General features: G+C 61.4%; 24 protein-coding genes and 1 pseudogene. 11 read left to right on the top strand and 14 right to left on the bottom strand.

The window, feature by feature from the left end:
• Positions 1–157: 157 nt before the first annotated feature.
• Positions 158–1,159, top strand: a complete 1,002-nt coding sequence (locus tag AC07OP_RS09350; protein ID WP_495100752.1) for an LLM class flavin-dependent oxidoreductase — start codon at positions 158–160, stop codon at positions 1,157–1,159.
• Between the two features lie 90 nt (positions 1,160–1,249).
• Here AC07OP_RS09350 and AC07OP_RS09355 read toward each other — a convergent pair whose 3' ends face one another.
• Together AC07OP_RS09355 and AC07OP_RS09360 are read right to left on the bottom strand one after the other, a co-directional pair.
• A complete protein-coding gene (locus tag AC07OP_RS09355; protein WP_005783407.1) occupies positions 1,250–1,474 on the bottom strand; it encodes a DUF1161 domain-containing protein in 225 nt (74 codons plus the stop codon).
• Positions 1,475–1,589: 115 nt separating this feature from the next.
• Positions 1,590–1,805 (bottom strand): dodecin, encoded by a 216-nt coding sequence (locus AC07OP_RS09360; protein ID WP_027608132.1) that lies wholly within the window; start codon positions 1,803–1,805, stop codon positions 1,590–1,592.
• A gap of 156 nt (positions 1,806–1,961) precedes the next feature.
• Here AC07OP_RS09360 and AC07OP_RS09365 point away from each other — a divergent pair, with 156 nt between their 5' ends.
• Positions 1,962–2,288: an ElaB/YgaM/YqjD family protein gene (locus tag AC07OP_RS09365; RefSeq protein WP_003170746.1), complete on the top strand. Its 327-nt coding sequence runs from the start codon at positions 1,962–1,964 to the stop codon at positions 2,286–2,288.
• Positions 2,289–2,296: 8 nt separating this feature from the next.
• On the opposite strand, the gene AC07OP_RS09370 is transcribed toward AC07OP_RS09365, so the two are convergent.
• Positions 2,297–3,193 (bottom strand): LysR family transcriptional regulator, encoded by an 897-nt coding sequence (locus tag AC07OP_RS09370; RefSeq protein ID WP_027608133.1) that lies wholly within the window; start codon positions 3,191–3,193, stop codon positions 2,297–2,299.
• A gap of 111 nt (positions 3,194–3,304) precedes the next feature.
• On the opposite strand from AC07OP_RS09370, the gene trpB reads away from it, so the two are divergent.
• The 4 genes from trpB to AC07OP_RS09390 all read left to right on the top strand — a co-directional run bounded on the left by trpB (position 3,305) and on the right by AC07OP_RS09390 (position 7,735).
• On the top strand, positions 3,305–4,531 hold the full coding sequence (trpB, locus tag AC07OP_RS09375) for a tryptophan synthase subunit beta (protein WP_027608134.1): 1,227 nt from the start codon (positions 3,305–3,307) through the stop codon (positions 4,529–4,531).
• Entirely contained in the window at positions 4,532–5,341 is an 810-nt protein-coding gene (trpA, locus tag AC07OP_RS09380) for a tryptophan synthase subunit alpha (protein WP_495100753.1), read from the top strand.
• 135 nt (positions 5,342–5,476) lie between these two features.
• Positions 5,477–5,917 carry an anti-virulence regulator CigR family protein gene (locus AC07OP_RS09385; RefSeq protein ID WP_027608136.1) on the top strand — a complete coding sequence of 147 codons (441 nt, stop codon included), beginning with the start codon at positions 5,477–5,479 and terminating at the stop codon, positions 5,915–5,917.
• A gap of 165 nt (positions 5,918–6,082) precedes the next feature.
• Positions 6,083–7,735, top strand: a complete 1,653-nt coding sequence (locus AC07OP_RS09390; protein WP_495100754.1) for an FAD-binding oxidoreductase — start codon at positions 6,083–6,085, stop codon at positions 7,733–7,735.
• Between the two features lie 36 nt (positions 7,736–7,771).
• Here the strand turns inward: AC07OP_RS09390 and AC07OP_RS09395 are convergent, their stop codons facing one another.
• The 6 genes from AC07OP_RS09395 to AC07OP_RS09420 form a co-directional block, all read right to left on the bottom strand.
• The gene (locus tag AC07OP_RS09395; RefSeq protein ID WP_027608138.1) at positions 7,772–9,082 is read right to left on the bottom strand and encodes an MFS transporter; all 1,311 of its coding nucleotides are present in this window, start codon (positions 9,080–9,082) and stop codon (positions 7,772–7,774) included.
• A gap of 115 nt (positions 9,083–9,197) precedes the next feature.
• A complete protein-coding gene (gene dgoD, locus AC07OP_RS09400) occupies positions 9,198–10,346 on the bottom strand; it encodes a galactonate dehydratase (protein WP_003170741.1) in 1,149 nt (382 codons plus the stop codon).
• 47 nt (positions 10,347–10,393) lie between these two features.
• Positions 10,394–11,014 carry a 2-dehydro-3-deoxy-6-phosphogalactonate aldolase gene (locus tag AC07OP_RS09405; RefSeq protein ID WP_053127387.1) on the bottom strand — a complete coding sequence of 207 codons (621 nt, stop codon included), beginning with the start codon at positions 11,012–11,014 and terminating at the stop codon, positions 10,394–10,396.
• Position 11,015: 1 nt separating this feature from the next.
• Positions 11,016–11,981, bottom strand: coding sequence for a 2-dehydro-3-deoxygalactonokinase (locus AC07OP_RS09410; protein ID WP_495100755.1), 966 nt, complete (start codon positions 11,979–11,981; stop codon positions 11,016–11,018).
• Between the two features lie 177 nt (positions 11,982–12,158).
• Complete coding sequence (locus AC07OP_RS09415) at positions 12,159–12,485, bottom strand: DOPA 4,5-dioxygenase family protein (protein WP_027608141.1); 327 nt, start codon at positions 12,483–12,485, stop codon at positions 12,159–12,161.
• A gap of 31 nt (positions 12,486–12,516) precedes the next feature.
• Positions 12,517–13,467, bottom strand: a complete 951-nt coding sequence (locus AC07OP_RS09420; RefSeq protein WP_115488310.1) for a choline sulfate utilization transcriptional regulator — start codon at positions 13,465–13,467, stop codon at positions 12,517–12,519.
• Positions 13,468–13,570: 103 nt separating this feature from the next.
• Here AC07OP_RS09420 and betC point away from each other — a divergent pair, with 103 nt between their 5' ends.
• The 3 genes from betC (at position 13,571) to AC07OP_RS09435 (ending at position 17,744) form a co-directional block, all read left to right on the top strand.
• Positions 13,571–15,085 carry a choline-sulfatase gene (betC, locus tag AC07OP_RS09425; RefSeq protein WP_495100756.1) on the top strand — a complete coding sequence of 505 codons (1,515 nt, stop codon included), beginning with the start codon at positions 13,571–13,573 and terminating at the stop codon, positions 15,083–15,085.
• 16 nt (positions 15,086–15,101) lie between these two features.
• Positions 15,102–16,016: a choline ABC transporter substrate-binding protein gene (gene choX / locus AC07OP_RS09430; protein ID WP_495100757.1), complete on the top strand. Its 915-nt coding sequence runs from the start codon at positions 15,102–15,104 to the stop codon at positions 16,014–16,016.
• A 159-nt stretch (positions 16,017–16,175) separates the two neighbouring features.
• Positions 16,176–17,744, top strand: coding sequence for a SulP family inorganic anion transporter (locus AC07OP_RS09435; protein WP_115488313.1), 1,569 nt, complete (start codon positions 16,176–16,178; stop codon positions 17,742–17,744).
• Here AC07OP_RS09435 and aroE read toward each other — a convergent pair whose 3' ends face one another.
• Together aroE and hemF are read right to left on the bottom strand one after the other, a co-directional pair.
• Positions 17,745–18,566 carry a shikimate dehydrogenase gene (gene aroE / locus AC07OP_RS09440; RefSeq protein ID WP_495100758.1) on the bottom strand — a complete coding sequence of 274 codons (822 nt, stop codon included), beginning with the start codon at positions 18,564–18,566 and terminating at the stop codon, positions 17,745–17,747.
• Positions 18,566–19,498 (bottom strand): oxygen-dependent coproporphyrinogen oxidase, encoded by a 933-nt coding sequence (gene hemF / locus AC07OP_RS09445; protein ID WP_495100759.1) that lies wholly within the window; start codon positions 19,496–19,498, stop codon positions 18,566–18,568. Before hemF ends, aroE begins: the two co-directional genes overlap by 1 nt.
• 176 nt (positions 19,499–19,674) lie before the next feature.
• Between hemF and AC07OP_RS09450 the strand changes: the two genes are divergently transcribed.
• A complete protein-coding gene (locus AC07OP_RS09450; protein ID WP_065937897.1) occupies positions 19,675–20,652 on the top strand; it encodes a quinone oxidoreductase family protein in 978 nt (325 codons plus the stop codon).
• 58 nt (positions 20,653–20,710) lie between these two features.
• Here AC07OP_RS09450 and tsaC read toward each other — a convergent pair whose 3' ends face one another.
• The 3 genes and pseudogenes from tsaC to AC07OP_RS09465 all read right to left on the bottom strand — a co-directional run.
• Positions 20,711–21,268 (bottom strand): L-threonylcarbamoyladenylate synthase type 1 TsaC, encoded by a 558-nt coding sequence (gene tsaC, locus AC07OP_RS09455; RefSeq protein WP_027608149.1) that lies wholly within the window; start codon positions 21,266–21,268, stop codon positions 20,711–20,713.
• A gap of 75 nt (positions 21,269–21,343) precedes the next feature.
• Entirely contained in the window at positions 21,344–22,447 is a 1,104-nt protein-coding gene (gene dprA, locus AC07OP_RS09460) for a DNA-processing protein DprA (RefSeq protein WP_495100760.1), read from the bottom strand.
• 118 nt (positions 22,448–22,565) lie between these two features.
• Positions 22,566–22,703: pseudogene (locus AC07OP_RS09465) on the bottom strand (peptidoglycan-binding protein); the annotation flags it as partial.
• Positions 22,704–22,838: 135 nt separating this feature from the next.
• On the opposite strand from AC07OP_RS09465, the gene def reads away from it, so the two are divergent.
• Positions 22,839–23,345 (top strand): peptide deformylase, encoded by a 507-nt coding sequence (def, locus tag AC07OP_RS09470; protein ID WP_005783383.1) that lies wholly within the window; start codon positions 22,839–22,841, stop codon positions 23,343–23,345.
• Positions 23,346–23,413 lie beyond the last annotated feature (68 nt).

A 23,413-nucleotide genomic window follows, 5' to 3' on the forward strand; every position in this document is an offset into this window, starting at 1 on the left:
CAAAGTTCAGTTGTAAGAGAAACCTAGCGATTAAGTAGGAAATTTCATTGCCGCTATTGAATCTCGGGTATATGCCCTCATTGCATAGAGCATGCACATGAAGCGGCAGGTTTTGGTTCGTCTAAGAAGCCTGCGCCCCCATTGGAGAAGCAGGCTTATGAATTCGCTGTCCGACGTAAAGTTTTCGACCCTCGACCTGGTGCCGGTGCGTGCCAACGGCAGCCCGGCGCAGTCGCTGCGCAATTCCCTGGATTTGGCCCAGCATGTGGAAAAGTTCGGCTACAACCGTTTCTGGGTGGCGGAACACCACAATATGGATGGCATCGCCAGCTCGGCCACCTCGGTATTGTTGGGCTACCTGGCCGGCGGTACCTCGACGATTCGCGTCGGCTCCGGCGGCGTGATGCTGCCCAACCATGCACCGCTGGTGATCGCCGAGCAGTTCGGCACCCTGGAAAGCCTCTACCCAGGGCGTATCGACCTGGGCCTGGGCCGCGCGCCCGGCTCCGACCAGATGACCGCCCGCGCCCTGCGCCGTGAACGCTCCGGCAGTGCGGATGACTTCCCGGAAGACGTGGCCGAACTGATGGCCTACCTCGGCCCACGCACACCGGACCAACGGGTGATTGCGGTGCCCGGCACCGGCACCAACGTACCGGTATGGCTGCTGGGTTCCAGCCTGTTCAGCGCGCAACTGGCGGGCGAACGCGGTTTGCCCTACGCCTTCGCCTCCCATTTCGCACCGCGTTTGATGCACGAGGCGATTCGCGTGTACCGCAACCACTTCAAGCCCTCGGCCGTGCTGGACAAGCCTTACGTGATGCTCGGCATTCCCTTGGTTGCCGCCGACACCGATGAACAGGCCGACTACCTGGCCACCTCGGTGTACCAGCGCATCCTTGCCTTGATGCGCGGGCAAAGCCTGGTACAGCGCCCTCCCGTGAAAACCATGGACGGCCTGTGGCTGCCCCATGAAAAAGATGCAGTCGGCAGTTTCCTCGGACTGGCAATGGTGGGCAGCCCGGCTAAGATCCGCGCCAAGCTGGAAGTGCTGATCGAACAGACCGGCGCCGACGAATTGATCTTCACCTGCGACCTGTACGAGCACGCCGATCGGATTCATTCCTACGAGCTGCTGGCGCAGCTGATGAAGGGCTAAACCCCCAGGCGAAAAAAAACCGACGCACCTGTGGCTAGGGAGCTTGCTCCCTAGCCACAGGTGCGTCGGCTTCAAGCCTGCCACACGGGATTAACCGCGCTTGTAGACGATTTCCTTGGTACCACCTTCACAGGTGCCAACCACTTTAGCGTCGGTCGAGGCGCCTTTATCCACGACTTCCAGCGAATAACCCGAAGCGCCCTTGGCGTCGATTTTCGCTGCAATTTCACTTTTCAGCTCTTCACAAGGCTTGCCCGCCGCCAGGGCCGTGCCCGCAATGCTCAACAAACCTACCGCTAACAGGAACTTCTTCATCCGTCACTTTCCTTGCGCTGATTGAAACGAGCGTGCCGACGCTGCAGGCATCGGCACCCATTGTTTGTAGCGCAGGTTATGGCAATCGGCCAGCCGGCAAGTTCAACCGACGCGATCAACTACTGGCAATTCGGAACCCCACCTTGAGCGTGACCTGGTAGTGGGCAACCTTGCCATCCTTGATATGACCACGGGTCTCCGTCACCTCAAACCACTCCAAGTGCTTGATGCTCTTGTTGGCTTCGGCCAGGGCATTGTTGATTGCGTCTTCGATGCTGGTGGTGGATGAACCTACCAATTCGACTTTCTTGTAGGTGTGATGATCAGACATGGTGTTTCTCCTGAGGGTCGTCAATAAAGCCTAGCAGTCATTGTTCATACTGCTTCTGGCGACCGTTCCTACCCGAAAGTTCAGATTTACTGCACTTTCTGAAACCGCTGGAGTCGGTATCTACACACGCCACTCAATCACTTCAGGAGAATTCACATGGCCAACACTTCTTTACGCAAAGCGTCGCTGGAAAGCATGGAAGCCGAGATTTCGAGCCTGCTCAAGTCCCTTGAGAGCCTCAAGGACGATGCGTCGGATGAGTCGCGCAAAACCCTGAAGGCCCTGAAAAGCAATGCCGAGAATGCCCTCAAGCACTCCCGTCACCTGATCAGCGATGCCTACGAAGAAAGCAAAGTCAAAATCCGCGAAACCGGTGTTGCTACCCGGGACTACGCACAAGAGCACCCATGGACCACCGCCGGCGTCGCCGTTGGCGCACTGGGCCTGCTGGCAGCTTACCTGCTGTGCAAACGCGGTGACTGATTGACCGGCTACACCGGCTGGCGCGCCAGCTCAGCCTTGAGCCAGTGCGCCAACTGACCCGCGCGCCCGTCTGCGGCGCGCTTGGGTAGCCACAACGCCAGGTGCGCCGGGGTTTCACTGAAACCCCACGGCGCCACCAGGCGACCTGCGCGCAGGTCCTCTGCTACCAGCGGTTCTGGCGCAATCGCCACACCCAACCCTGCAACCGCCGCCTCCAGCAAATAATACAAATGCTCAAAACCCTGGCCGTGTTTCAACGCGCCGGGCTCGATGCCGTGCCGTTGCGCCCAACTGGGCCAGGCTTGCGGACGGGACGTGGTGTGCAATAAAGCTTCGCCACACAAGGCGTGCGGCGGCGCCTGGCGCAGGCGCTCATAGCCGGCAAAACGCGGGCTCATCACCGGCCCGATACGCTCGCTCGCCAGCTCATACACCTGCATATCCGCCGGCCACGGCGGTTCGGCGAAGACCAGCAGGGCGTCGAGGCCGGGGCGTCGAGGGTCGAGGTCGCCGTCGCCTGCCGACAGGTGCAGGCGCAGGTCCGGCAGGTCGGCATTCAAGCGACCCAGGCGCGGGATCAACCAGCGCGCCAGCAGACTGCCTGAGCAGCCGAGCACGAAAGGTGCGTCGGCGCTGGCCTGGGTGAGTTCGGCGCACACGTCCCGCAAGCGCTCGAACGCCTCGGCGCTGGCATCTCGCAACCGCACACCTGCATCTGTGAGTTTAAGGCCGCGCCCGTCCTTGATGAACAGGCTGACACCCAAATGCTCCTCCAGCACTTTCAACTGACGGCTGACCGCACCGTGGGTCACGTGCAATTGCTCGGCAGCCTGGCTGACGCTGTTGAGGCGGGCAGTGGCTTCAAATGCGCGCAGGGCATTGAGGGGCGGGAGGTCGCGGCTCATCTGTGAGTTTTCCTGACAGGTTGCAGCGATCTTATCGGTTTTCAGCGCCGGATGTGAGGGGTAGAGTGGCCGTCATTGCTTCCCATACAGAATTCCTACCTGGAGCGTCCCATGACTCAGTCCCAGACCGATCTGCGCAACGGCCCTGACGCCAACGGCCTGTTTGGCGCGTTCGGCGGCCGCTACGTCGCCGAAACCCTGATGCCGTTGATCCTCGACCTGGCCCGCGAATACGAAGCGGCCAAGATCGATCCGGCGTTCAACGAAGAATTGGCCTACTTCCAGCGCGACTACGTCGGCCGCCCCAGCCCGCTGTATTTCGCCGAGCGCCTGACCGAGTTCTGCGGCGGTGCCAAGATCTACCTCAAGCGCGAAGAGCTGAACCACACCGGCGCGCACAAGATCAACAACTGCATCGGCCAGATCCTGCTGGCGCGGCGCATGGGCAAGAAACGCATCATCGCCGAGACCGGCGCCGGTATGCACGGCGTAGCCACGGCCACCGTGGCCGCGCGTTTCGGCCTGCAGTGCGTGATCTACATGGGCACCACCGACATCGAGCGCCAACAGGCCAACGTGTTCCGCATGAAGCTTTTGGGCGCTGAAGTGATCCCGGTGGTCGCCGGCACCGGCACCCTCAAGGACGCCATGAACGAAGCCCTGCGCGACTGGGTGACTAACGTCGACGACACCTTCTACCTGATCGGCACCGTGGCCGGCCCGCACCCGTACCCGGCGATGGTGCGCGACTTCCAGGCCGTGATCGGCAAGGAAACCCGCACCCAGCTGCAAGCCCAGGAAGGCCGCCTGCCGGACAGCCTGGTGGCATGCATCGGCGGTGGCTCCAACGCCATGGGCCTGTTCCACCCGTTCCTGGACGACACCAGCGTCGAGATCATCGGCGTTGAAGCCGCCGGCCACGGCATCGAGACCGGCAAGCACGCCGCCAGCCTCAACGGCGGCGTACCGGGCGTGCTGCACGGCAACCGTACCTTCCTGCTGCAGGACGACGACGGCCAGATCATCGACGCCCATTCGATTTCCGCCGGCCTCGACTACCCAGGCATCGGCCCGGAACACGCCTGGTTGCACGATATCGGCCGTGTCCAGTACACCTCGGTGACTGACGATGAAGCCCTGGATGCCTTCCACAAATGCTGCCGCCTGGAAGGGATCATTCCTGCCCTGGAAAGCGCCCACGCCCTGGCCGAAGTGTTCAAGCGCGCACCGACCCTGCCGAAGGATCACCTGATGGTGGTCAACCTGTCCGGCCGTGGCGACAAAGACATGCAGACCGTGATGCACCACATGGAACAGTCTCAGCAGGAGAAACACTAAATGAGCCGCCTGCAAACCCGCTTTGCGCAACTCAAGGAACAAAACCACGCCGCCCTGGTGACCTTCGTCACGGCCGGTGACCCGGGTTATGACACCTCGCTGGCGATCCTCAAGGGCTTGCCCGCTACGGGCGCCGATGTGATCGAGTTGGGCATGCCCTTCACCGACCCGATGGCCGACGGCCCGGCCATCCAACTGGCCAACATCCGCGCGCTGGAAGCCAAGCAGAACCTGCTGAAAACCCTGCAGATGGTGCGTGAGTTCCGCAAGGACAACAACGATACCCCGCTGGTGTTGATGGGCTACTTCAACCCGATCCACAAATACGGTGTGCCTAAGTTCATCGCTGACGCCAAAGAGGCCGGCGTCGACGGCCTGATCGTGGTCGACATGCCGCCAGAACATAACAGCGAGCTGTGCGACCCGGCCCAGGCTGCAGGTATCGACTTTATCCGCCTGACCACGCCGACCACCGATGACGTGCGCCTGCCGACCGTGCTCAACGGCAGTTCCGGGTTCGTGTACTACGTATCCGTGGCCGGTGTGACCGGCGCCGGCGCTGCGACCCTGGAACACGTCGAGGAAGCCGTGACCCGCCTGCGTCGGCATACCGACCTGCCGATCAGCATCGGTTTTGGTATCCGCACACCGGAACAGGCGGCCGCCATCGCGCGCCTGGCCGATGGTGTGGTGGTGGGCTCGGCCCTGATCGATCACATCGCCAATGCCAGTAACGATCAACAAGCAATCGATGGCGTATTGAGCCTGTGCGCGGCACTGTCGGAAGGTGTGCGCAACGCCCGTAAGTAAGCGCCATGTAGCCAGAGGTAAAGTTCCTGATACAGAGGAATCAACGCGCGCAATCACGGCCTAAACAGCAAGACCAAGGGATTTCGAACCGCGTTCGAGATCCCTTTTTTGTATGTGTGCCCTGAGGAATACCCGATGAAAATGCCTAAATCCGTGATTGCAGGTCTTGGTGTGCTGGTGCTTGGCGCCAGCGCCCTGGTGCAAGCCGCGCCGCCTGACCAGCGGGGTGACGACCGTGGCGGCCCGCAAGGCCAGCACGAGCAACGTGGCGACGACCATCGCGGCCCGCAGGACAACCGTCGCGGAGGCCCGCCCCAGGACTTCGGCCCGGTACGCCAGATCATTCACGACAACCACGGCCAGTTCTCCCGTGGCGCACCGCCACCGCCGAATGTGCGCCTGGTGCGCGGCCAACCCCTGCCGCGCGGCTACTACGGCGAACGCCTGGACAACCGTGCGCTGGCGCGCCTGCCGGTGTACCCGGGTTATGAGTGGCGCCGTTCGGGGCCGGATGTGGTGTTGATCGCGGTGGGTACCGGTATCGTCTATGAAATTCTGGACGGCGTGCTGAACTGATCCGGGCTTTTTCCATATAGGCTAGGCTTGAGGGGGGAACACACACCCCCTCAACACACTTCGTGCCTATTGCCGTCTAACCACCTCTGCAAGTCACGCCTTCTTGCGTTGCCGGTCGTTAAGTTAGCTGCATCAGAAGTCATTATCGTCTCTCAGGAGTCCATCATGGCATTTGATCTCATCACCCCCTCGGACCGTCGTCATTCCACGTTGCAAAAGGGTTTCAACCTGCGCTGGCCATTGGGCAACGTCCAGGGCGAGTCTTCACCCAACGGCGCCAGCCAGATCTACCTCTGCCGCAACCCACAAGACATCCTCGACGCAGCCGCCCAGGCCCTGGCTGTGCCCAATGGCCGTATCACGGTGCGCAGCGGCGGGCATTGCTATGAAGGATTTGTCTCTAACAAGATGCCGGATGCGCCAGGCGAGGTGTTGTCGATCCTGGACATCGGCCAGATGAACCAATTGGCCTATGACCCCAACGGGCAAATCGGCTCCGTGCTGGTACCCGCGTCACCCCATCGCTATGCATTCCGCCTGGAGCCCGGCTGCCAGAACTGGGACACCAGCGTCGCGCTGTACAAATTGGCAGGTAAGGCGCTGCCCAGTGGATCCTGCTATTCGGTGGGACTGGGCGGGCATATCTGCGGCGGCGGCTATGGGCTGCTGTCGCGTAAATACGGACTGGTCTGCGACTGGCTGGACGGCGTCGACCTGCTGGTCGCCAACGCCTCCGGCTCGGGCCTTGAACCTGTCCATGTGTCCCGTAACAGCCTCGACACCGATGAGCTGGACCTGTTCGCCGCCTGTTGCGGCGCCGGTGGCGGGCAGTTCGGCATCATTACCAGTTACTATTTCAAGACGCTGCCGCCAGCCCCGGACGAAGTGCTCTGGCTGCCATTGGAATGGGACTGGTCAGACCTCACACGCACCGCCCTCGAACGTTTGCTGCACGCCTATCAAAACTGGTTCGTGGACCATCAGGCCGACCCGGCAACCTGGGGCCTGGCCACCAAATTGGAAATGCGTCATCTGAACACTGGCAACGTGACCCTGGGCATCCACTACGTCGACAAGGACGGGAAGCTCGATGACCTGGCGCCTTTCGATGACTTTGTCAGCAGCATGCAGGCCGCGGTGGGTGTCAGTGCGACAGAGTCGCTCCTGCCGTTCCACGTCGTGCATCAGCCACGTGGCGGGCAAAAGGGCCGCCGGATCGACTCCCTACAGAGCGCCCATGAGGCCGCCAGGCGTTTGGACTGGTTGTACGCCACCCAATCGCTCAACGGCTCCGGTGACAATCAGCGCGGGCGGTATAAATCGGCGTATCAAAAAGGCGGGTTTACACAGCGCGTGCTGGACGCGATATGGAAGACGCTGACCTTGCCAGACCCCGAGCAATACCTGACCCAGAGCCTGATCCAGATCCAGTCGTTCGGCGGACGTATCAACCAGATGGATGCCCCGATCCGGGCGCAGACATCAGCCGCGCAACGCTCCTCATACCTCAAATGGCAACCGCAGTGTTACTGGCACGCCGACGATGACGCCATCGACCGCGCCCATGCCGACTGGATCCGCGGCCTCTATTACGCTGCCTTCACCAACGGTGTTCCCAATGACCCGGAGTTCGAGGGCTGCTACATCAACTACCCCGACCTGGACATGACCCACCTCGGTGGCAATCCCGCGAACGCCAAGAACCCCCTGTGGTATGGAATTTTCTTCCCCAACACGATCATCGAGAACCGTCTGCGCCGAACCAAGCAACGCTGGGATCCGTCGAATGTGTTCCGTAACGAAATGTCGGTGCCCTGAGCCCGGCCAACGGGCGGCCCGCAGGCCGCCCACTGTTTACAGCTCGATCCGCTCGACCTTGCCCACCAGCAGCACATAGGAGAGTGCGCCCAACAGCGCCAGCACGGCGATGTAAGTGATCGCCGGGGCAAACGAATCGCCGCTGGCCAGGAAACCGATGACGATCGGCGTGGCAATCGCCGCCAGGTTGCCGATGAAGTTGAACACCCCGCCGGTCAGTCCCAGCAGACGTGCCGGGGCAAGGGTCGAGACCAGCGACCAGGTGATCGAGGCCAGGCCATTACCGAAGAACGCCAGGGCCAGGAAGGCGATGACCAACGGTGTCGATTCGACGAAGTTGGCGCCAATGATCGCCGTCGAGATCAACAGGCCGCTGATGATCGGCAACTTGCGGGCAAACCCCACCGATGCGCCACGGCGGATCAGCCAGTCGGAAAACAACCCCGAACACAACACGCCGACGAAAGCCGCGAGGAAGGGCAGCGATGCGAGCATGCCGGACTTGATGAAGTCCATGCCGCGGTATTTCACCAGGTAGGTCGGGAACCAGGTCAGGAAGAACCACAACGTGGAGTTCAGGCAGAACTGCCCCAGGTAGATACCCCACAACTTGCGCTTGCTCAGGACAATGCCCAGGTCGACCCAACTGAAGGGCGCCTTGCTCTTGCTCGCTTGTGCGCTCAAGTCCACCAGCCCGCCACCTTCGCGGATCAACTCGATTTCAGCGGCGTTGACGCCTTTGAAGTCCCGAGGCTCGCGATACAGGGCATACCAGATCGCCGCCCACAGAATGCCCACGCCACCGGTCACGACAAATACCATGTGCCAGCCGTAATGGTGCTGCAACCAGGCCAGGACCGGCGTCAGGAACGCCAGCCCGACAAACTGCCCGGAGGTGTAGAAGCCAATGGCCGTGGCGCGCTCACGCTCGGGGAACCAGCTGGTGACCACGCGACTGTTGATGGGGTAAGCCGGTGCTTCCAGGGCACCCACCGCCATACGCAGCACAAACAGCGCAATGAAGCTGGCGGCAAAACCGAGCATCACGGTGGCGATGGACCACAGCAACAGGGCGGCGGTGTAGAGGATACGCGGCGGCACCCGGTCCACCAGCCAGCCGCCGGGGATCTGCATGGCGGCGTACGTCCAGCCGAACGCGGAGAAAATCAGCCCGACATGTACCGGGTCGATGCCCAGCTCACTGGTCAGCGCCGGAGCGGCAATCGACAGGTTGCTGCGGTCGAGGTAGTTGATCACCACGGTGATAAACAGCAGCACCATGATGAAGTAGCGCTTTCGGGTAGGCGTGACTAAAGAAGCCTGCCCGCTCAAGGATTCAGGTTGCATGGTAGGTGCCTCTTCTTATATTTGTTGAGGAAGGGACTTCTGCAGAAACCGGATCAACATGTGGGAGGGGGCAAGCCCTCTCCCGCATGTTTGACCGTGTTCTTTCAGGAAGACATCACCACTCGGCAAAGCTGCCGTCGGCGTGGCGCCAGATCGGGTTGCGCCAGCGGTGGCCGATGGCTGCGCGTTCGATCACGTATTCCTCGTTAATCTCGATGCCCAGGCCCGGCCCGTTGGGGATCTTCACAAAGCCCTGGTCATAGTCGAACACGCCCGGGTCGCGCACGTAGTCGAGCAGGTCGTTGCTCTCGTTGTAGTGAATACCCAGGCTTTGCTCCTGGATAAACGCGTTGTAGCAAACCGCATCCAGTTGCAGGCACGCCGCCAACGCAATCGGGCCCAGCGGGCAGTGCAGGGCCAGGGCCACGTCGTAGGCTTCGGCCATGTTGGCGATCTTGCGGGTTTCGGTGATACCGCCCGCGTGGGAAGCGTCCGGCTGGATGATGTCGACGTAGCCTTCGCTGAGCACGCGCTTGAAGTCCCAGCGCGAGAACAGGCGCTCGCCCAGGGCAATCGGGGTGCTGGTCAGCGGCGCCAGTTCCTTGAGGGCCTCGTAGTTTTCGCTGAGCACCGGCTCTTCGATAAACATCAGTTTGTACGGGTCGAGTTCTTTCATCAGCACCTTGGCCATGGGCTTGTGCACCCGGCCATGGAAGTCGACGCCGATGCCGACGTTAGGGCCGACCGCATCGCGCACGGCCGCGACGTTGGCCAGGGCCAGGTCGACTTTTTCGAAGCTGTCGACGAACTGCAACTCTTCGGTGCCGTTCATTTTCACCGCAGTAAAGCCACGGGCGACGGCCTCTTTGGCGGCGCGGGCGGTGTCGGCCGGGCGGTCGCCACCGATCCACGAGTACACGCGAATCTTGTCGCGTACCTGGCCACCCAACAGGTCGCTGACCGATACGCCCAGGGCCTTGCCCTTGATGTCCCACAGCGCCTGGTCGATGCCGGCGAGGGCGCTCATGTGCACGGCGCCGCCACGGTAGAAGCCGCCGCGGTAGAGCACGGTCCAGATATCTTCGATATTGCGTGGGTCCTTGCCGATCAGGTAGTCGGACAGTTCCTCGACCGCCGCAGCCACGGTGTGAGCGCGGCCTTCGACTACGGGCTCACCCCAGCCGGTCACGCCCTGGTCGGTCTCGACCTTGAGGAAGCACCAGCGCGGCGGGACGATAAAGGTCGTCAGTTTGGTGATTTTCATCTGTTATCTCTCTTATAGATGCAGCGCCAGGGGCGCGGAACTTGATCTCAGCTCAGGGCTTTCCAGGCGGCGACATAAGCCTGGGCGCGGCTCGCTACCTGATCCACTGTCATACCCGGTTTGAACAACCCGGAACCCAGCCCGAACCCCTTGGCGCCGGCGTCGATAAACACCTGCATGTTGTCCGGGGTAATGCCGCCCACCGGCAGCAGCAACGTGCCTGCCGGCAATACCGCCAGCCACGCCTTGATCACAGAAGGGCCCATTTGCTCGGCCGGGAACAGCTTCAACACGTCGGCGCCTTCGTCCAGCGCGGCGAACGCTTCGGTGGGCGTGGCCACCCCCGGCGACAGGTAGAGGCCAGCGGCCTTGGCGGCGCGCAGGACCTTGGCATCGCTGTGGGGCATGACGATCACTTGACCACCGGCCGCTTTCACCTGCTCGACCTGCGCAGGCGTCAACACCGTACCGGCGCCGATCAGGCAATCGGCGGGCAGGCTGTCGCGCAGGGTGCGGATGCTGGTGTAAGGGTCCGGCGAGTTGAGCGGGACTTCGATCACGCGAAAACCGGCGTCGTAGAGCACCTGGCCGACCGCCTGGGCTTCGTCCGGGCGCACACCGCGCAGGATTGCGATCAAACCGTTTTGTGCCAGTGCTTGCTTGAGCATGTCAGGCCTCCGTTGCAGGTTGAGTGAGCCCGGCGGCCACTGCCAGTTGCCACAGGCCGCGCTCGGTCGCTTCCTGCGCCAGGCTGACGTGGGCGAAACCGCAGAGGGCGAGGGCGCGTTGGTAGCGCACGCAAAGCGGGCCGGCGCCCACCAGGATGATGGGGATGTGCCGTGCACTGGCTGGCAGACCGGCCAGTTCATGACCGATCAACAGGCCGGACAGATAATCGGGCTGCTGCTCAGGGGTAAGTTCGGCAGTCAGCCCAAGGGTGCGCGCACTGAACAAGGTCGACAGCACGCCGCGCTGGCCATCGTTCGACAGCGCCACTTGAACGCCGCGATCAAAAGCCTCGGCCTGGAACTGCGCGGATACCTTTTGCGTACGCCCCAGCAGGCTGTGCTTGCTCAGCACCGCGAACAGTTCACCGGTCATGAAAGTGTCGAAGTGGGTGATGCAACCTTCCACCACCTCGACCCATTTGGAATGGCTGCCGGGCAGGCCGATCAACATTTCACCGTTGGCCGAGAGGCTTTGCAGCACACCCAGCACCTGGGTTTCTTCACCGCGCATTACATTGGGCAAACCGACCTGCTCGATCACGCCGGGCACGATATGCACATCGACGCCGCGCAGGCTGCGCACCGTGTGCAACGCCTGGCCCAGGCTGGCGACGTCGACCGGCGTATTGCGATATGCCGCCTCGCTCCAGCCCTGGGCGCTGCCGACCATGCCGCAGGCGATCACTGGAAGATGGGGTTGGGCGTCGAGCCAGTCGCCGCATGCCGCATCGAACGCCAACTCGAAGCCATCGCTGCAGTGCACACCGCCGATGACCCGGGGCTCACTGGGCAAATGCATGATGCCCGACGCCAGCGAGCGCTGTTCCAGCACGACGCCTGCGGGCCCGAGTTTATAAGCACGAAGGGAGCTGGTCCCCCAATCGAGCGCGATCAATTGCGCCTGCATCGCTTCACCTGAAATGAGTGGGTGCTGAAAAAAGCAGATGGGCGAATATAAACCTATGGCCGGCAATATCTCAATATATAAATAACAGTCCCATATAGTGAGACGAAACAAGATAAATCCTACAACTTCCTCGCCTTTTACTGCGGGAAGAATCGGGTTTTATCTGATAAAGAGAGGTTAAAAAACCGACAGATCCAGCTCGCGCATCGCACCCATCCAGATCGCGTGATCGGTGTGATCCTTCAGCTCATCGCCGGTTTCAGGGTGCAGAAACACCACCAGCCCATTGCGATGCAGCGCCAGCCACGGCAGCACCACGCCAATGTATTCGGCATCGAACGCCAGCTGGCAGCTCCAGTCCGGGTGCGGGCCTACGGGCCGTTCATGCACACGGCCCATGCGCAGCGGGAACAATTTCGCGCCGTCTTCACATAGGGTGCGCGCCTGGTCGATGGTGCTGGCGTCAAAGTAGATATGGGCATGGTAGCCCTTGATACGTTGCATGACGGACTCCGGATCCAATGTGCGGCAAATCCTAGACCGCAATCGACGGCAGGGCCAGTCCGGTCAGGGACTGCGCGCTGCTGGCCTGTTCTGCCTGCAACCAGTCGACGAAACGTTCGACCAACTGCCCACGCCGCTTGCGCTGGGGCTGCACCACGTAATAGCCAAAGCGCGAAATCACCGTGTTGCCGATCGGTCGGCACAACCAGTTCTGTTCCAGCAGGTTATCCACCAAATGGCGCCAGCCGATCGCCACCCCTTGGCCGGCAATCGCTGCCTGGATCAATAAGGTGTAGTTGTCGAATCGCAGCTGGCCGGGCGTGGGCGCGGCGGTGATGCCTAGCTCGCGGAATACGCCACTCCAGTCGAACCACTGGCTGTTGTTTTCCTGGCGCAGGTGCAGCAACGGGTAGTCGTGCAAGGTGTGCACAGTCAAAGGCCTGGCCTGCTCCTTGAGCCACTGCGGGCTGCACACCGGAAACACTTCCTCGTTGAACAGCCACAGGCTGTCGCCCTGCTTGAAACGACCATCGCCAAACAGCACCGCCACATCGATATCGCTGCGCAAGGTGGCGTGGTTGCGCTCGCTGGTCACCAGGCTCACGTCCACCTGCGGATTGGCGGCGTGGAAGCGATGCAGGCGCGGCATCAGCCAGTAGGCGGCGAACGCAAAGTCTGTGGCCACTTGCAGCACTTCGTGCTGGTCCTGCTGGGTAATCACACTGAGGCCCTGGTTGATGCTCTGCAAACCGCCTTGCACATGCTCGAACAGCAGGGCGCCGGCGTCGGTCAGTTCGATGCCCCGATAGATGCGGTCAAACAGGCGGATCGTCAGTTGTTCTTCAAGGCGCTTGATCTGCTGGCTGATCGCCGGCTGAGTGGTGCCCAGCTCCATCGCAGCGGCGGTGAAGCTGCGATGACGGGCGGCGGCTTCGAACGCACGCAGCAAATCGAGGGAGACATCGCCAAGGGCTTCATACATAAGCTGTGCTTATCCTAGACATTGCTTTTCATGGGCTTTACCCCATTTTCCATGGGCTGCATGCTCATTCGCATAAACACTGCCTATGGAATGCCGAAGACCCATGAAGCGCAAGAACATTCTTTTCATCATGGCCGATCAAATGGCCGCGCCGCTGCTTCCGTTCTACGGACCTTCTCCGATCAAGTTGCCGAATTTGAGCCGCCTCGCCGCACAGGGCGTGGTGTTCGATGCGGCCTATTGCAACAGCCCGCTGTGCGCGCCCTCACGCTTCACCCTGGTCAGCGGCCAATTGCCGAGCAAGATCGGCGCCTACGACAACGCGGCGGATTTTCCCGCCGATGTGCCGACCTATGCCCACTACCTGCGGCGCCTCGGTTATCGCACCGCGCTGTCGGGCAAGATGCACTTCTGCGGCCCCGACCAATTGCACGGTTATGAAGAACGCCTGACCAGCGACATCTACCCCGCCGACTATGGCTGGGCAGTGAACTGGGATGAGCCGGACGTACGCCCCTCCTGGTACCACAACATGTCCTCGGTGCTGCAAGCCGGCCCGTGCGTGCGTACCAACCAGCTGGATTTCGACGAAGAGGTGGTGTTCAAGGCCCAGCAGTACCTGTTCGACCACATCCGCGAAGACGGCGACCAGCCGTTCTGCCTGACCGTGTCGATGACCCATCCCCACGACCCGTACACCATTCCCAAGCCATTCTGGGACCTGTACGACGACAACGACATCCCGTTGCCCGCAACGCCGAGCCAGGCAGACCTCGACCCGCATTCCCAGCGCCTGCTCAAGGTCTATGACCTGTGGGACAAACCGTTGCCTGTGGATAAGATTCGCGACGCTCGCCGTGCCTACTTCGGCGCGTGCAGTTACATCGACAGCAATGTCGGCAAGCTGCTGCAGACCCTGGAAGACACCGGCCTGGCCGACGACACGATCATCGTTTTCTCCGGCGACCACGGCGACATGCTCGGTGAGCGCGGCCTCTGGTACAAAATGCACTGGTTTGAAATGGCCGCCCGCGTGCCGCTGCTGGTCAGTGCGCCGGGGCAATTTGCACCGGGCCGGGTGACCCAGGCCGTGTCCACCGCCGACCTGCTGCCCACCCTGGTGGAACTGGCCGGCGGCGAACTGGACCCGCGCCTGCCACTGGACGGTCGCTCGCTGGTCCCGCACTTGCGGGGGCAGGGCGGGCATGACGAAGTCTTTGGCGAATACATGGCCGAAGGCACCATCAGCCCATTGATGATGATTCGCCGTGGCGCCTACAAATTCATCTACAGCGAAGACGACCCTTGTCTACTGTTCGATGTGCACAACGACCCGCACGAGCGGGAAGACCTCAGCCAGTCACCGGAACACCGGCCACTGTTCGAGGCGTTTTTGAATGAAGCGCGGGCCAAATGGGACATTCCGGCGATCCACCAGCAGGTACTCGCCAGCCAACGCCGTCGTCGCCTGGTGTTCGAGGCGCTGACCCAGGGCAAGCTGAAGAGCTGGGATCACCAGCCACTGGTGGACGCCAGTCAGCAATACATGCGCAACCATATCGACCTCGACGACCTGGAGCGCAAGGCACGTTATCCACAACCCTGCCAAAACCAATAAGTACAGAGGGAAGGCCATGCAAAAGTTAACTGCAGTAGTGGGCATGTTGGTGCTAAGTAGCGCCAATGCGTATGCGGACACCCGCTGTGAGACCGTGAAGATGGCCGACCCAGGCTGGAGCGACATTGCCGCCACCAACGCCATTACCGGTTTCCTGCTGAACGGCATGGGCTACAAGGCCAAGGTCGACACCCTGGCGGTGCCGATCACCTTCGGCGGGCTCAAGGACGGTCAGGTGGATGTATTCCTGGGCAATTGGATGCCGGCGCAGCAGGGCTTCTATGACAAGTTCGTGGCCAACGGCGATGTGGTGCAACTGGCGAAGAACCTCGACGGCACCGAGTTCACCCTCGCCGTGCCGGATTATGTGTGGGATGCCGGGGTGCATGACTTTGCCGACTTGAACAAATTCGCCGACAAGTTCGACAAGAAGATCTATGGCATCGGTTCCGGCGCGCCGGCAAATATCTCGCTGCAGGAGATCATCAAGAAGAATGACTTCGACCTGGGCCAGTGGAAGCTGATCGAGTCCAGCGAACAGGCGATGCTCGCCGAGGTCTCACGGGCGGTGAAAAAACAGCGTTTCGTCACCTTCCTCGGCTGGACGCCACACCCAATGAACGTGCAACTGAAAATGCACTATCTCAAAGGCGGCGAGAAATACTTCGGTGATACCGGCAGTGTGTATACCTTGACCCGCAAAGGGTATGCGCAGGCCTGCCCTAACGTCGGCAAACTGCTGACCAACCTGAGCTTCACCCAGGAGATGGAGAACAGCATCATGGCTGAGGTGGCCAACAACAAGGTCAGCAATGCCGACGCGGCGAAGGCGTGGATCAAGGCGAACCCGGCTGTATTGGACAAATGGCTCGACGGCGTGAAAACAGTGAATGGCCAGGATGCGTTGCCGGCAGTAAAGGCCAAACTCTAGGGCCTTGCGCTATTCCAATGTGGGAGGGGGCTTGCTCCCGATAGCGGAGTGCCAGTCAGAGAGATTTAGACGGGTCCACCTATATCGGGAGCAAGCCCCCTCCCACAAGGACCAGTGTGTACTGATACCCTGAGTCAAACCTTTTCAGCCGAGTTATAAATGCCCCGGCCCAACCGCCATACACTCTTCCCCTTCCTCAGCTGGCTCCCGCGTCAAACCCGAGCCACTGTGGGCCGTGACGCGCTGGTCGGCCTCAGCGGCGCCGTGCTCGCGCTGCCCCAGTCGATTGCCTACGCGCTGATCGCCGGTCTCCCGCCGGAGTACGGTCTGTATGCCGCCATCATCCCGGTGCTGATCGCCTGCCTGTGGGGTTCATCCTGGCACCTGATCTGTGGCCCCACGGCAGCGATTTCCATCGTGCTATACGCCAGCGTCAGCCCGTTGGCCGTGCCGGGGTCTCAGGACTACATCACCCTGATCCTGTTGCTGACATTCCTCGCCGGGGTATTCCAGTGGCTGCTGGGCATGCTGCGCTTTGGCGCGCTGGTGAACTTCGTCTCGCATTCGGTGGTGCTGGGTTTTACCCTCGGTGCCGCCGTGGTGATTGCCCTTGGGCAACTGCCCAACCTGCTGGGCCTGGATTTACCGAGCCAGGCCACAGCGATCAATAGCCTGCTGGCGCTGATCGACCACGCCGGCGAGTGGGACCACGCTTCCCTTGCCCTTGGGCTCGGTACTTTGCTGGTGGGCGCGTTGCTCAAATACCTTGTGCCTCGCTGGCCAACGCTACTGATCGCACTGACCCTGGGTAGCCTGGCAACGTGGCTATGGCCGACGATGTTCGGGCATGTGGCGCTGGTCAGTTCGTTTATCGGCAAGCTGCCACCGTTCAGCCCGTTGCCGCTGGATCCGGACATGATCCTGCGCCTGCTGCCCAGCGCCGTTGCGGTGGGCATGCTGGGGCTGGTGACCAGCCTGTCGATTGCCCGTTCGCTGTCGGCCCGTTCGCAACAATTGCTCGATGCCAACCAGGAAGTTCGCGCCCAGGGTTTATCCAATATCGTTGGCGGATTTTTCTCCGGGTATCTGTCGGCAGGGTCGTTCACCCGCTCCGGCCTCAGCTATGAGGCGGGCGCCTGTTCGCCGTTGGCCGGGGTGTTTTCCGCAGTATGGGTGGCCTTGTTTGCGCTGTTTGGCGCCGCATTGATCGCACATATTCCGATCCCGAGCATGGCCGCCAGCATCTTGCTGATTTCCTGGGGCCTGGTGGATCGTCGGGGTATTCGTGCGTTGTTCCGCGTGAGCCGCGCAGAGTTCGTAGTGATGAGCCTGACCTGTGTCGCCACCTTGTTGCTGGAGTTGCAAACGGCGATTTATGCGGGGGTGTTGGCCTCGTTGTTTTTCTACCTCAAGCGCACCTCACAGCCACGGGTTCAACAATGGCGTGATGGGGGAGAGGATGTGTTGCGCGTCGGTGGGTCGATCTTCTTTGGCGCCAGCCATTACCTGCAAGTGCGCCTGCAAAGCTTGCAGGGTGAGCGGGTGGTGATCGAGGCGCAGCAGATCAACTTTATCGACTATTCCGGGGTGGAGATGCTGCACCAGGAGGCGCGTCGTTTAAGCGGGCTGGGCCGTAGCCTGACATTGCGCCGCGCCAGGCCGCAGGTGGTGGAAGAGTTGAAAAAACTGGAGGGGGCCGATAAATGCCCCATCCAGTTTGAAGATTGATTACTGCGCCAACTGTCGGCGCAGTTCAGCCAACACCGGCGCCGAATCCGGACGCACACCACGCCACAGGAAGAACGCTTCAGCCGCTTGCTCCACCAGCATGCCCAGGCCATCCATCGCCACGGCTGCGCCTTGCTCACTGGCCCAGCGGCAGAACGCGGTGGGTTGCTTGGCGTACATCATGTCGTAGCAAAATGTCTTGCCCGGTTCGATCAGGCTGCCGGCAATCGGCGGTACATCGCCTGACAGGCTGGCGGACGTGGCATTGATGATCACGTCCACCGGCTCACGCAGCCAGTCGAATCCACTGGCGGACACCGGGCCCAGGTCGTCGAACAGCTCGGCGAGCAATTCGGCTTTTTCCACAGTGCGGTTGGCGATGATCAACGAAGCGGGCCGTTCAGCCAGCAACGGCTCCAACGCGCCCCTTACCGCGCCACCCGCGCCCAGCAACAGGATACGTCTGCCTTGCAGATTCAAGCCGGCGTTTACCGTCAGGTCGCGCACCAGGCCGGCGCCGTCGGTGTTGTCGCCGAGCAACGTGCCGTCAGCCAGTTTGCTCAAGGTGTTCACCGCCCCGGCGCGCTGGGCGCGTTCGGTGAGGCTGTTGGCCAAGCGATAGGCGTCTTCCTTGAACGGCACGGTGACGTTGGCACCTCGGCCCTGTTGGAAAAACTCACGGGCACAGCCGGTGAAATCCTCCAGGGGCGCGAGCAAGGTGCTGTAGTCCAGTTGTTCGCCGGTCTGCTCGGCGAACATACGGTGAATCAGCGGCGATTTGCTGTGGCCGATGGGGTTGCCGAACACCACATAACGATCCATCAGACAGCCGCCTTAGGCGCCGCGACGCCCAGCCAATCGCGGTCTTGCAGGAAGTAGTCGGTGAGGCGTGCTTCTTCGCTGCCGGCCTCGGCTTTCCAGTCGTAGCTCCAGCGCACTTGGGGCGGCAGCGACATCAGGATCGACTCGGTACGGCCGCCCGATTGCAGGCCGAACAAAGTGCCACGGTCATAGACCAGGTTGAATTCCACGTAACGGCCGCGACGGAATTCCTGGAACTGGCGTTGCTGTTCGGTATAAGCGCTGGCTTTGCGACGCTGCACGATTGGCAGGTAGGCGTCGATGTAGGCATCGCCGATGGCGCGGATAAACGCGAAGCAGGTGTCGAAGTCCCACTCGTTCAAGTCATCGAAGAACAGGCCGCCGATACCACGGGGCTCGTTGCGGTGCTTGATGTGGAAGTAGGTGTCGCACCAGGCCTTGTAGCGCGAGTAAACGTCCGGGCCAAATGGCGCGCAGGCCTGCTGGGCCACGCGGTGCCAGTGAATGCAGTCTTCTTCGTTGCCGTAGTAGGGCGTGAGGTCGAAGCCGCCACCGAACCACCACACCGGCTCTTCGCCTTCTTTTTCAGCGATGAAAAAACGCACGTTGGCGTGGGATGTCGGCACGTGTGGGTTGTGCGGATGAATCACCAGCGACACGCCCAGGGCTTCAAAGCCGCGACCGGCCAGCTCGGGGCGATGCGCACTGGCTGACGGTGGGAGGCCGCTGCCGAACACGTGGGAAAAGTTAACGCCGCCCTTTTCGATGACCGAGCCGTTCTCCATCACACGGGTGCGGCCGCCGCCGCCGGCAGGCCGGGTCCAGGCGTCTTCGATAAAGCGAGTGTCCGTCTCGAAGGTTTCCAGGGCGCTGCAAATGCGGTCTTGCAGGTCGAGCAGGTAGGCTTTGACAGCCTCGGTGCGAGTAGTCATGACATCACCTTGAATCGGGCAAAGCTACGCGAAGCCGTGGGGCGTCGGCGGCAAATGGGCGCACAGGATACCACTGCACTTGGACAGCACTGCACTTAGGAGCGCCGCAGTTGACGAAGATCAAGCTTAGGAGTCCGATAGGGGGCTACGCGAATTCGACCTCAGGAGAAGTGCAGATGGCCAAACGTATCCAGTTCAGCGCCCATGGCGGCCCCGACGTACTTGAATATGTGGACTACACACCGGCAGAGCCCGGCCCGCAACAGGTTCGAGTGCGTAACGAGGCGATTGGCCTGAACTTCATCGATACCTATTTCCGCAGTGGCCTTTACGCGCCGCCGGCCCTGCCATCGGGGCTGGGCGCAGAAGGCGCCGGTGTGGTTGATGCAGTGGGCAGCGAAGTCACGCAATTTAAAGTCGGTGACCGCGTGGCCTACGGCAGTGGCCCACTCGGGGCCTACAGCGAATTGCACGTGCTGCCCGCCGCCAACCTGGTGCACCTGCCGGACGACATCAGCTTCGAACAAGCCGCCGGCGCCATGCTCAAGGGCCTGACCGTGCAATACCTGCTGCGCCAGACCTATGAGCTCAAAGGTGGTGAGACCATCCTGTTCCACGCCGCCGCCGGTGGCGTGGGCTCCCTGGCCTGTCAATGGGCCAAGGCACTGGGCGTGAAGCTGATCGGTACCGTGAGCTCGCCAGAAAAAGCCGCCCTGGCCAAATCCCTCGGCGCGTGGGAAACCATCGACTACAGCAAGGAAAATGTCGCACAGCGCGTGCTGGAGTTGACTGACGGCAAAAAGGTGCCCGTGGTCTACGACGGGGTCGGCAAGGACACCTGGCTGACCTCATTGGACAGCGTGGCGCCACGTGGCCTGGTGGTGAGCTTTGGCAATGCGTCGGGCGCGGTGGATGGGGTGAACCTGGGGATACTCGCGGCCAAAGGCTCGCTGTACGTGACACGGCCGACCCTGGCGACCTACGCCAACAATCCGGCGAACTTGCAGGTGATGGCGGATGATCTGTTTTCGATGATCAAGAGCGGCAAGGTGCGCATTGATATCAACCAGCGGTATTCGCTGGCGGAGGCGGCGAAGGCACAGACGGAGTTGTCGGGGCGACGTACCACTGGGTCGACCATTCTGTTGCCTTGAGGGCCTCTTCGGGGGCGGTGCGACGATTCCACTTGCCCCCGATAGGCGCGACGCGGTCTCAGGAAGGCCGCACCACCTCACCCGTTGCCAAATCGCGAATCAGGCTCGGATTCTTGCGCCCACCCAGGGCACCACCCAGCACCAGATCCACCTGCCCGCGAAAGTACTGCTCCACACGAATCCGCGTGCGCGCCGCCGGGCGGCCCTGGGGGTTGGCTGAGGTGGAGATCAACGGCCCCACCAGCGCGCACAAGTCCCGTACCAGCGGATGATCGCTCACTCGCAGCGCCACCGTGTCGTGGACACCGGTGACCCATTCCGGCAACAAATCCTGATGCGGCACCAGCCACGTATTCGGTCCGGGCCAGGTGCTGGCCATGCGTTCGATCCAGGTATCCGGGAAGTCTTCGAACAGAAAGTCGAACTGGCGAATATTGTCTGCCACCAGGATCAGGCCCTTGTCCACCGAACGGTTCTTGATCGCCAGCAGCCGATCCACCGCCTCTTCGTTCCAGGGATCGCAACCCAGGCCCCAGACCGCTTCGGTTGGATAGGCAATCACCGCGCCTGCGCGAATTTCTCGTGCGGCTTCCAGCACACGCCACCTGTTGACCATTGTTTACTCTCCGGACTAAAGCTCTGGGCAGTTTACCGATCTTCTTTACAAAACCTAGTTCCAAAAAACTGGCCGCTACAAAAGCTGGCCACGCGCAAGCCAGCGCCCGCTTTCGCAGATCACCAGGCCTTCAAGTTCCAACTCCGTGAGGGTCGCCAACACCTGGGCCAACGGCCGCCCACTGGCCAGCGCCAGGGCTTCGCTGGTATGGGGCGCCGCGTGCAACAGCGCCACCAACGGATGTATCACAGGCATCGGCGCCGGGCGTGACAATACCTGCCAGCCACGCAAACCTTCGAGGATGTGTTCAATGGTTTCCACCAGCATCGCCCCATCACGGATCAACTGGTGACACCCCTTGGCCCCCGGATGATGGATGGAGCCCGGGATTGCATACACCTCGCGCCCTTGCTCGGCCGCGAGCTTGGCGGTGATCAGCGAGCCGCTGGCCATGCTGGCCTCCACCACCAGCACGCCCAGGGACAGGCCGCTGATGATGCGGTTGCGCCGGGGGAAGTTACCGGCCTGGGGGGCGGCGTCCAGCGGAAACTCGGAAACCACGGCGCTGCCTTGGGCAATCATCGCCGCCGCAAGCCGTCGATGGCGCTGTGGATAAAGATTTTCCAGGCCCGTGCCGAGCACGCCGATTGTATGACCCCCCACATCCAAAGCGGCTTGATGGGCCGCACCGTCGATACCCAGCGCAAGGCCACTGGTGATGACAAAACCGGCGCTCGCCAGGCTGCGGGAAAATGCAACAGCCGTGTCCATGCCGGGACGGGATGCACGGCGGCTGCCGACCATCGCCAGTTGCGGTTTTTCCAGGATCCCGGGGTCGCCGGCGACAAATAAAAGCGGCGGGGCGTCATCTATCTGGGCGAGCAGTGCCGGGTACTCAGGTTGGTCCCACATCAGCAAATGCTGGTCCGGACGTTCCAACCAGGCCAACGCCTCACTGGCGCCGTCGCGGATCTCATGGCTACGGCGGGCATCGGCGCTGATGGGCGACAACCCCAAGGAGCGCCACGCGCTGGCCGGGGCACTGATGGCCTTTGAAGCGCTGCCGAACGCTTCGATCAACAACCGAAAACGCTTCGGGCCTACCTCCGGCAGCCTGTGCAGGCGTAGGCGGGCTTCCAGTTCTGAAGGGGAAATTTCATTGCAGTTTGTCGAAAGCATCTGATCATCCTTGACCGGAACAAGCTGTGGATAACTCTGTTGGTAACTTATTTAGCAGGCTATTTATTGCGGTCGAGGGGCAGTCTCGAAATGGGGGGTAAAGCCCTTGGGACGTCGTAGTATTAAGAATGGGATTGTGTAACAAGAAATAGTGAATGGCCTGTTGCGTCGCTTGATCCAGCCGCAGGCCGGGCTCTGGAAGCAGGGCCATGGCGAACGGGGCCCATAGCAGCAAGACGAGTAGCGATTTCCTCATGGGGTGAATCTCCTTTATTATGTGCGTTCGCGTGAAATGCCACAGCCTTCGCGGCTTTCGGGCGTTTCACACCGGCCGTATGGGTCCATCCCACCGCCGATTTGCCTTTACCTCACATGTGCAGCAATTACGCTTATGGCTATTTTGAACATCCTCGAATTCCCCGACTCGCGCCTGCGCACAATCGCCAAGCCGGTGGCCGTAGTGGACGACAAGGTTCGTCAGCTGGTCGATGACATGTTTGAAACAATGTATGAAGCGCCTGGTATCGGCCTCGCCGCCACCCAGGTCAACGTGCATCTGCGCGTCGTGGTCATGGACCTGTCGGAAGATCGAAGCGAACCGCGGGTGTACATCAACCCCGAGTTCGAACCGCTGACCGACGAGATGGGCGAATATCAGGAAGGCTGCCTGTCGGTACCGGAGTTCTACGAGAACGTCGAGCGCCCGCTGCGCGTGAAGATCAAGGCCCTCGACCGCGACGGCAAACCGTTCGAACTGATTGCCGAAGGCCTGCTGGCCGTGTGCATCCAGCACGAATGCGACCACCTCAACGGCAAGCTGTTTGTCGATTACCTGTCCACGCTCAAACGCGACCGGATCAAGAAGAAGCTGGAAAAAAAGCATCGCCAGCAAGCTTGATGCCCTCCTTCCAAAGGCTTGCTGCGGCAAGCCTTTTTCTTTTGTGACTGCTTTTAACCGAGACCTCC

The sequence above is a fragment of the Pseudomonas sp. GW821-FHT09D08 genome (assembly GCF_059416305.1).

Coding starts and splice junctions, on each gene's coding strand:
- AC07OP_RS09350 (WP_495100752.1), top strand. CDS start 158: ATGAATTCGCTGTCCGACGTAAAGTTTTCGACCCTCGACCTGGTGCCG.
- AC07OP_RS09355 (WP_005783407.1), bottom strand. CDS start 1,474: ATGAAGAAGTTCCTGTTAGCGGTAGGTTTGTTGAGCATTGCGGGCACG.
- AC07OP_RS09360 (WP_027608132.1), bottom strand. CDS start 1,805: ATGTCTGATCATCACACCTACAAGAAAGTCGAATTGGTAGGTTCATCC.
- AC07OP_RS09365 (WP_003170746.1), top strand. CDS start 1,962: ATGGCCAACACTTCTTTACGCAAAGCGTCGCTGGAAAGCATGGAAGCC.
- AC07OP_RS09370 (WP_027608133.1), bottom strand. CDS start 3,193: ATGAGCCGCGACCTCCCGCCCCTCAATGCCCTGCGCGCATTTGAAGCC.
- trpB (WP_027608134.1), top strand. CDS start 3,305: ATGACTCAGTCCCAGACCGATCTGCGCAACGGCCCTGACGCCAACGGC.
- trpA (WP_495100753.1), top strand. CDS start 4,532: ATGAGCCGCCTGCAAACCCGCTTTGCGCAACTCAAGGAACAAAACCAC.
- AC07OP_RS09385 (WP_027608136.1), top strand. CDS start 5,477: ATGAAAATGCCTAAATCCGTGATTGCAGGTCTTGGTGTGCTGGTGCTT.
- AC07OP_RS09390 (WP_495100754.1), top strand. CDS start 6,083: ATGGCATTTGATCTCATCACCCCCTCGGACCGTCGTCATTCCACGTTG.
- AC07OP_RS09395 (WP_027608138.1), bottom strand. CDS start 9,082: ATGCAACCTGAATCCTTGAGCGGGCAGGCTTCTTTAGTCACGCCTACC.
- dgoD (WP_003170741.1), bottom strand. CDS start 10,346: ATGAAAATCACCAAACTGACGACCTTTATCGTCCCGCCGCGCTGGTGC.
- AC07OP_RS09405 (WP_053127387.1), bottom strand. CDS start 11,014: ATGCTCAAGCAAGCACTGGCACAAAACGGTTTGATCGCAATCCTGCGC.
- AC07OP_RS09410 (WP_495100755.1), bottom strand. CDS start 11,981: ATGCAGGCGCAATTGATCGCGCTCGATTGGGGGACCAGCTCCCTTCGT.
- AC07OP_RS09415 (WP_027608141.1), bottom strand. CDS start 12,485: ATGCAACGTATCAAGGGCTACCATGCCCATATCTACTTTGACGCCAGC.
- AC07OP_RS09420 (WP_115488310.1), bottom strand. CDS start 13,467: ATGTATGAAGCCCTTGGCGATGTCTCCCTCGATTTGCTGCGTGCGTTC.
- betC (WP_495100756.1), top strand. CDS start 13,571: ATGAAGCGCAAGAACATTCTTTTCATCATGGCCGATCAAATGGCCGCG.
- choX (WP_495100757.1), top strand. CDS start 15,102: ATGCAAAAGTTAACTGCAGTAGTGGGCATGTTGGTGCTAAGTAGCGCC.
- AC07OP_RS09435 (WP_115488313.1), top strand. CDS start 16,176: ATGCCCCGGCCCAACCGCCATACACTCTTCCCCTTCCTCAGCTGGCTC.
- aroE (WP_495100758.1), bottom strand. CDS start 18,566: ATGGATCGTTATGTGGTGTTCGGCAACCCCATCGGCCACAGCAAATCG.
- hemF (WP_495100759.1), bottom strand. CDS start 19,498: ATGACTACTCGCACCGAGGCTGTCAAAGCCTACCTGCTCGACCTGCAA.
- AC07OP_RS09450 (WP_065937897.1), top strand. CDS start 19,675: ATGGCCAAACGTATCCAGTTCAGCGCCCATGGCGGCCCCGACGTACTT.
- tsaC (WP_027608149.1), bottom strand. CDS start 21,268: ATGGTCAACAGGTGGCGTGTGCTGGAAGCCGCACGAGAAATTCGCGCA.
- dprA (WP_495100760.1), bottom strand. CDS start 22,447: ATGCTTTCGACAAACTGCAATGAAATTTCCCCTTCAGAACTGGAAGCC.
- def (WP_005783383.1), top strand. CDS start 22,839: ATGGCTATTTTGAACATCCTCGAATTCCCCGACTCGCGCCTGCGCACA.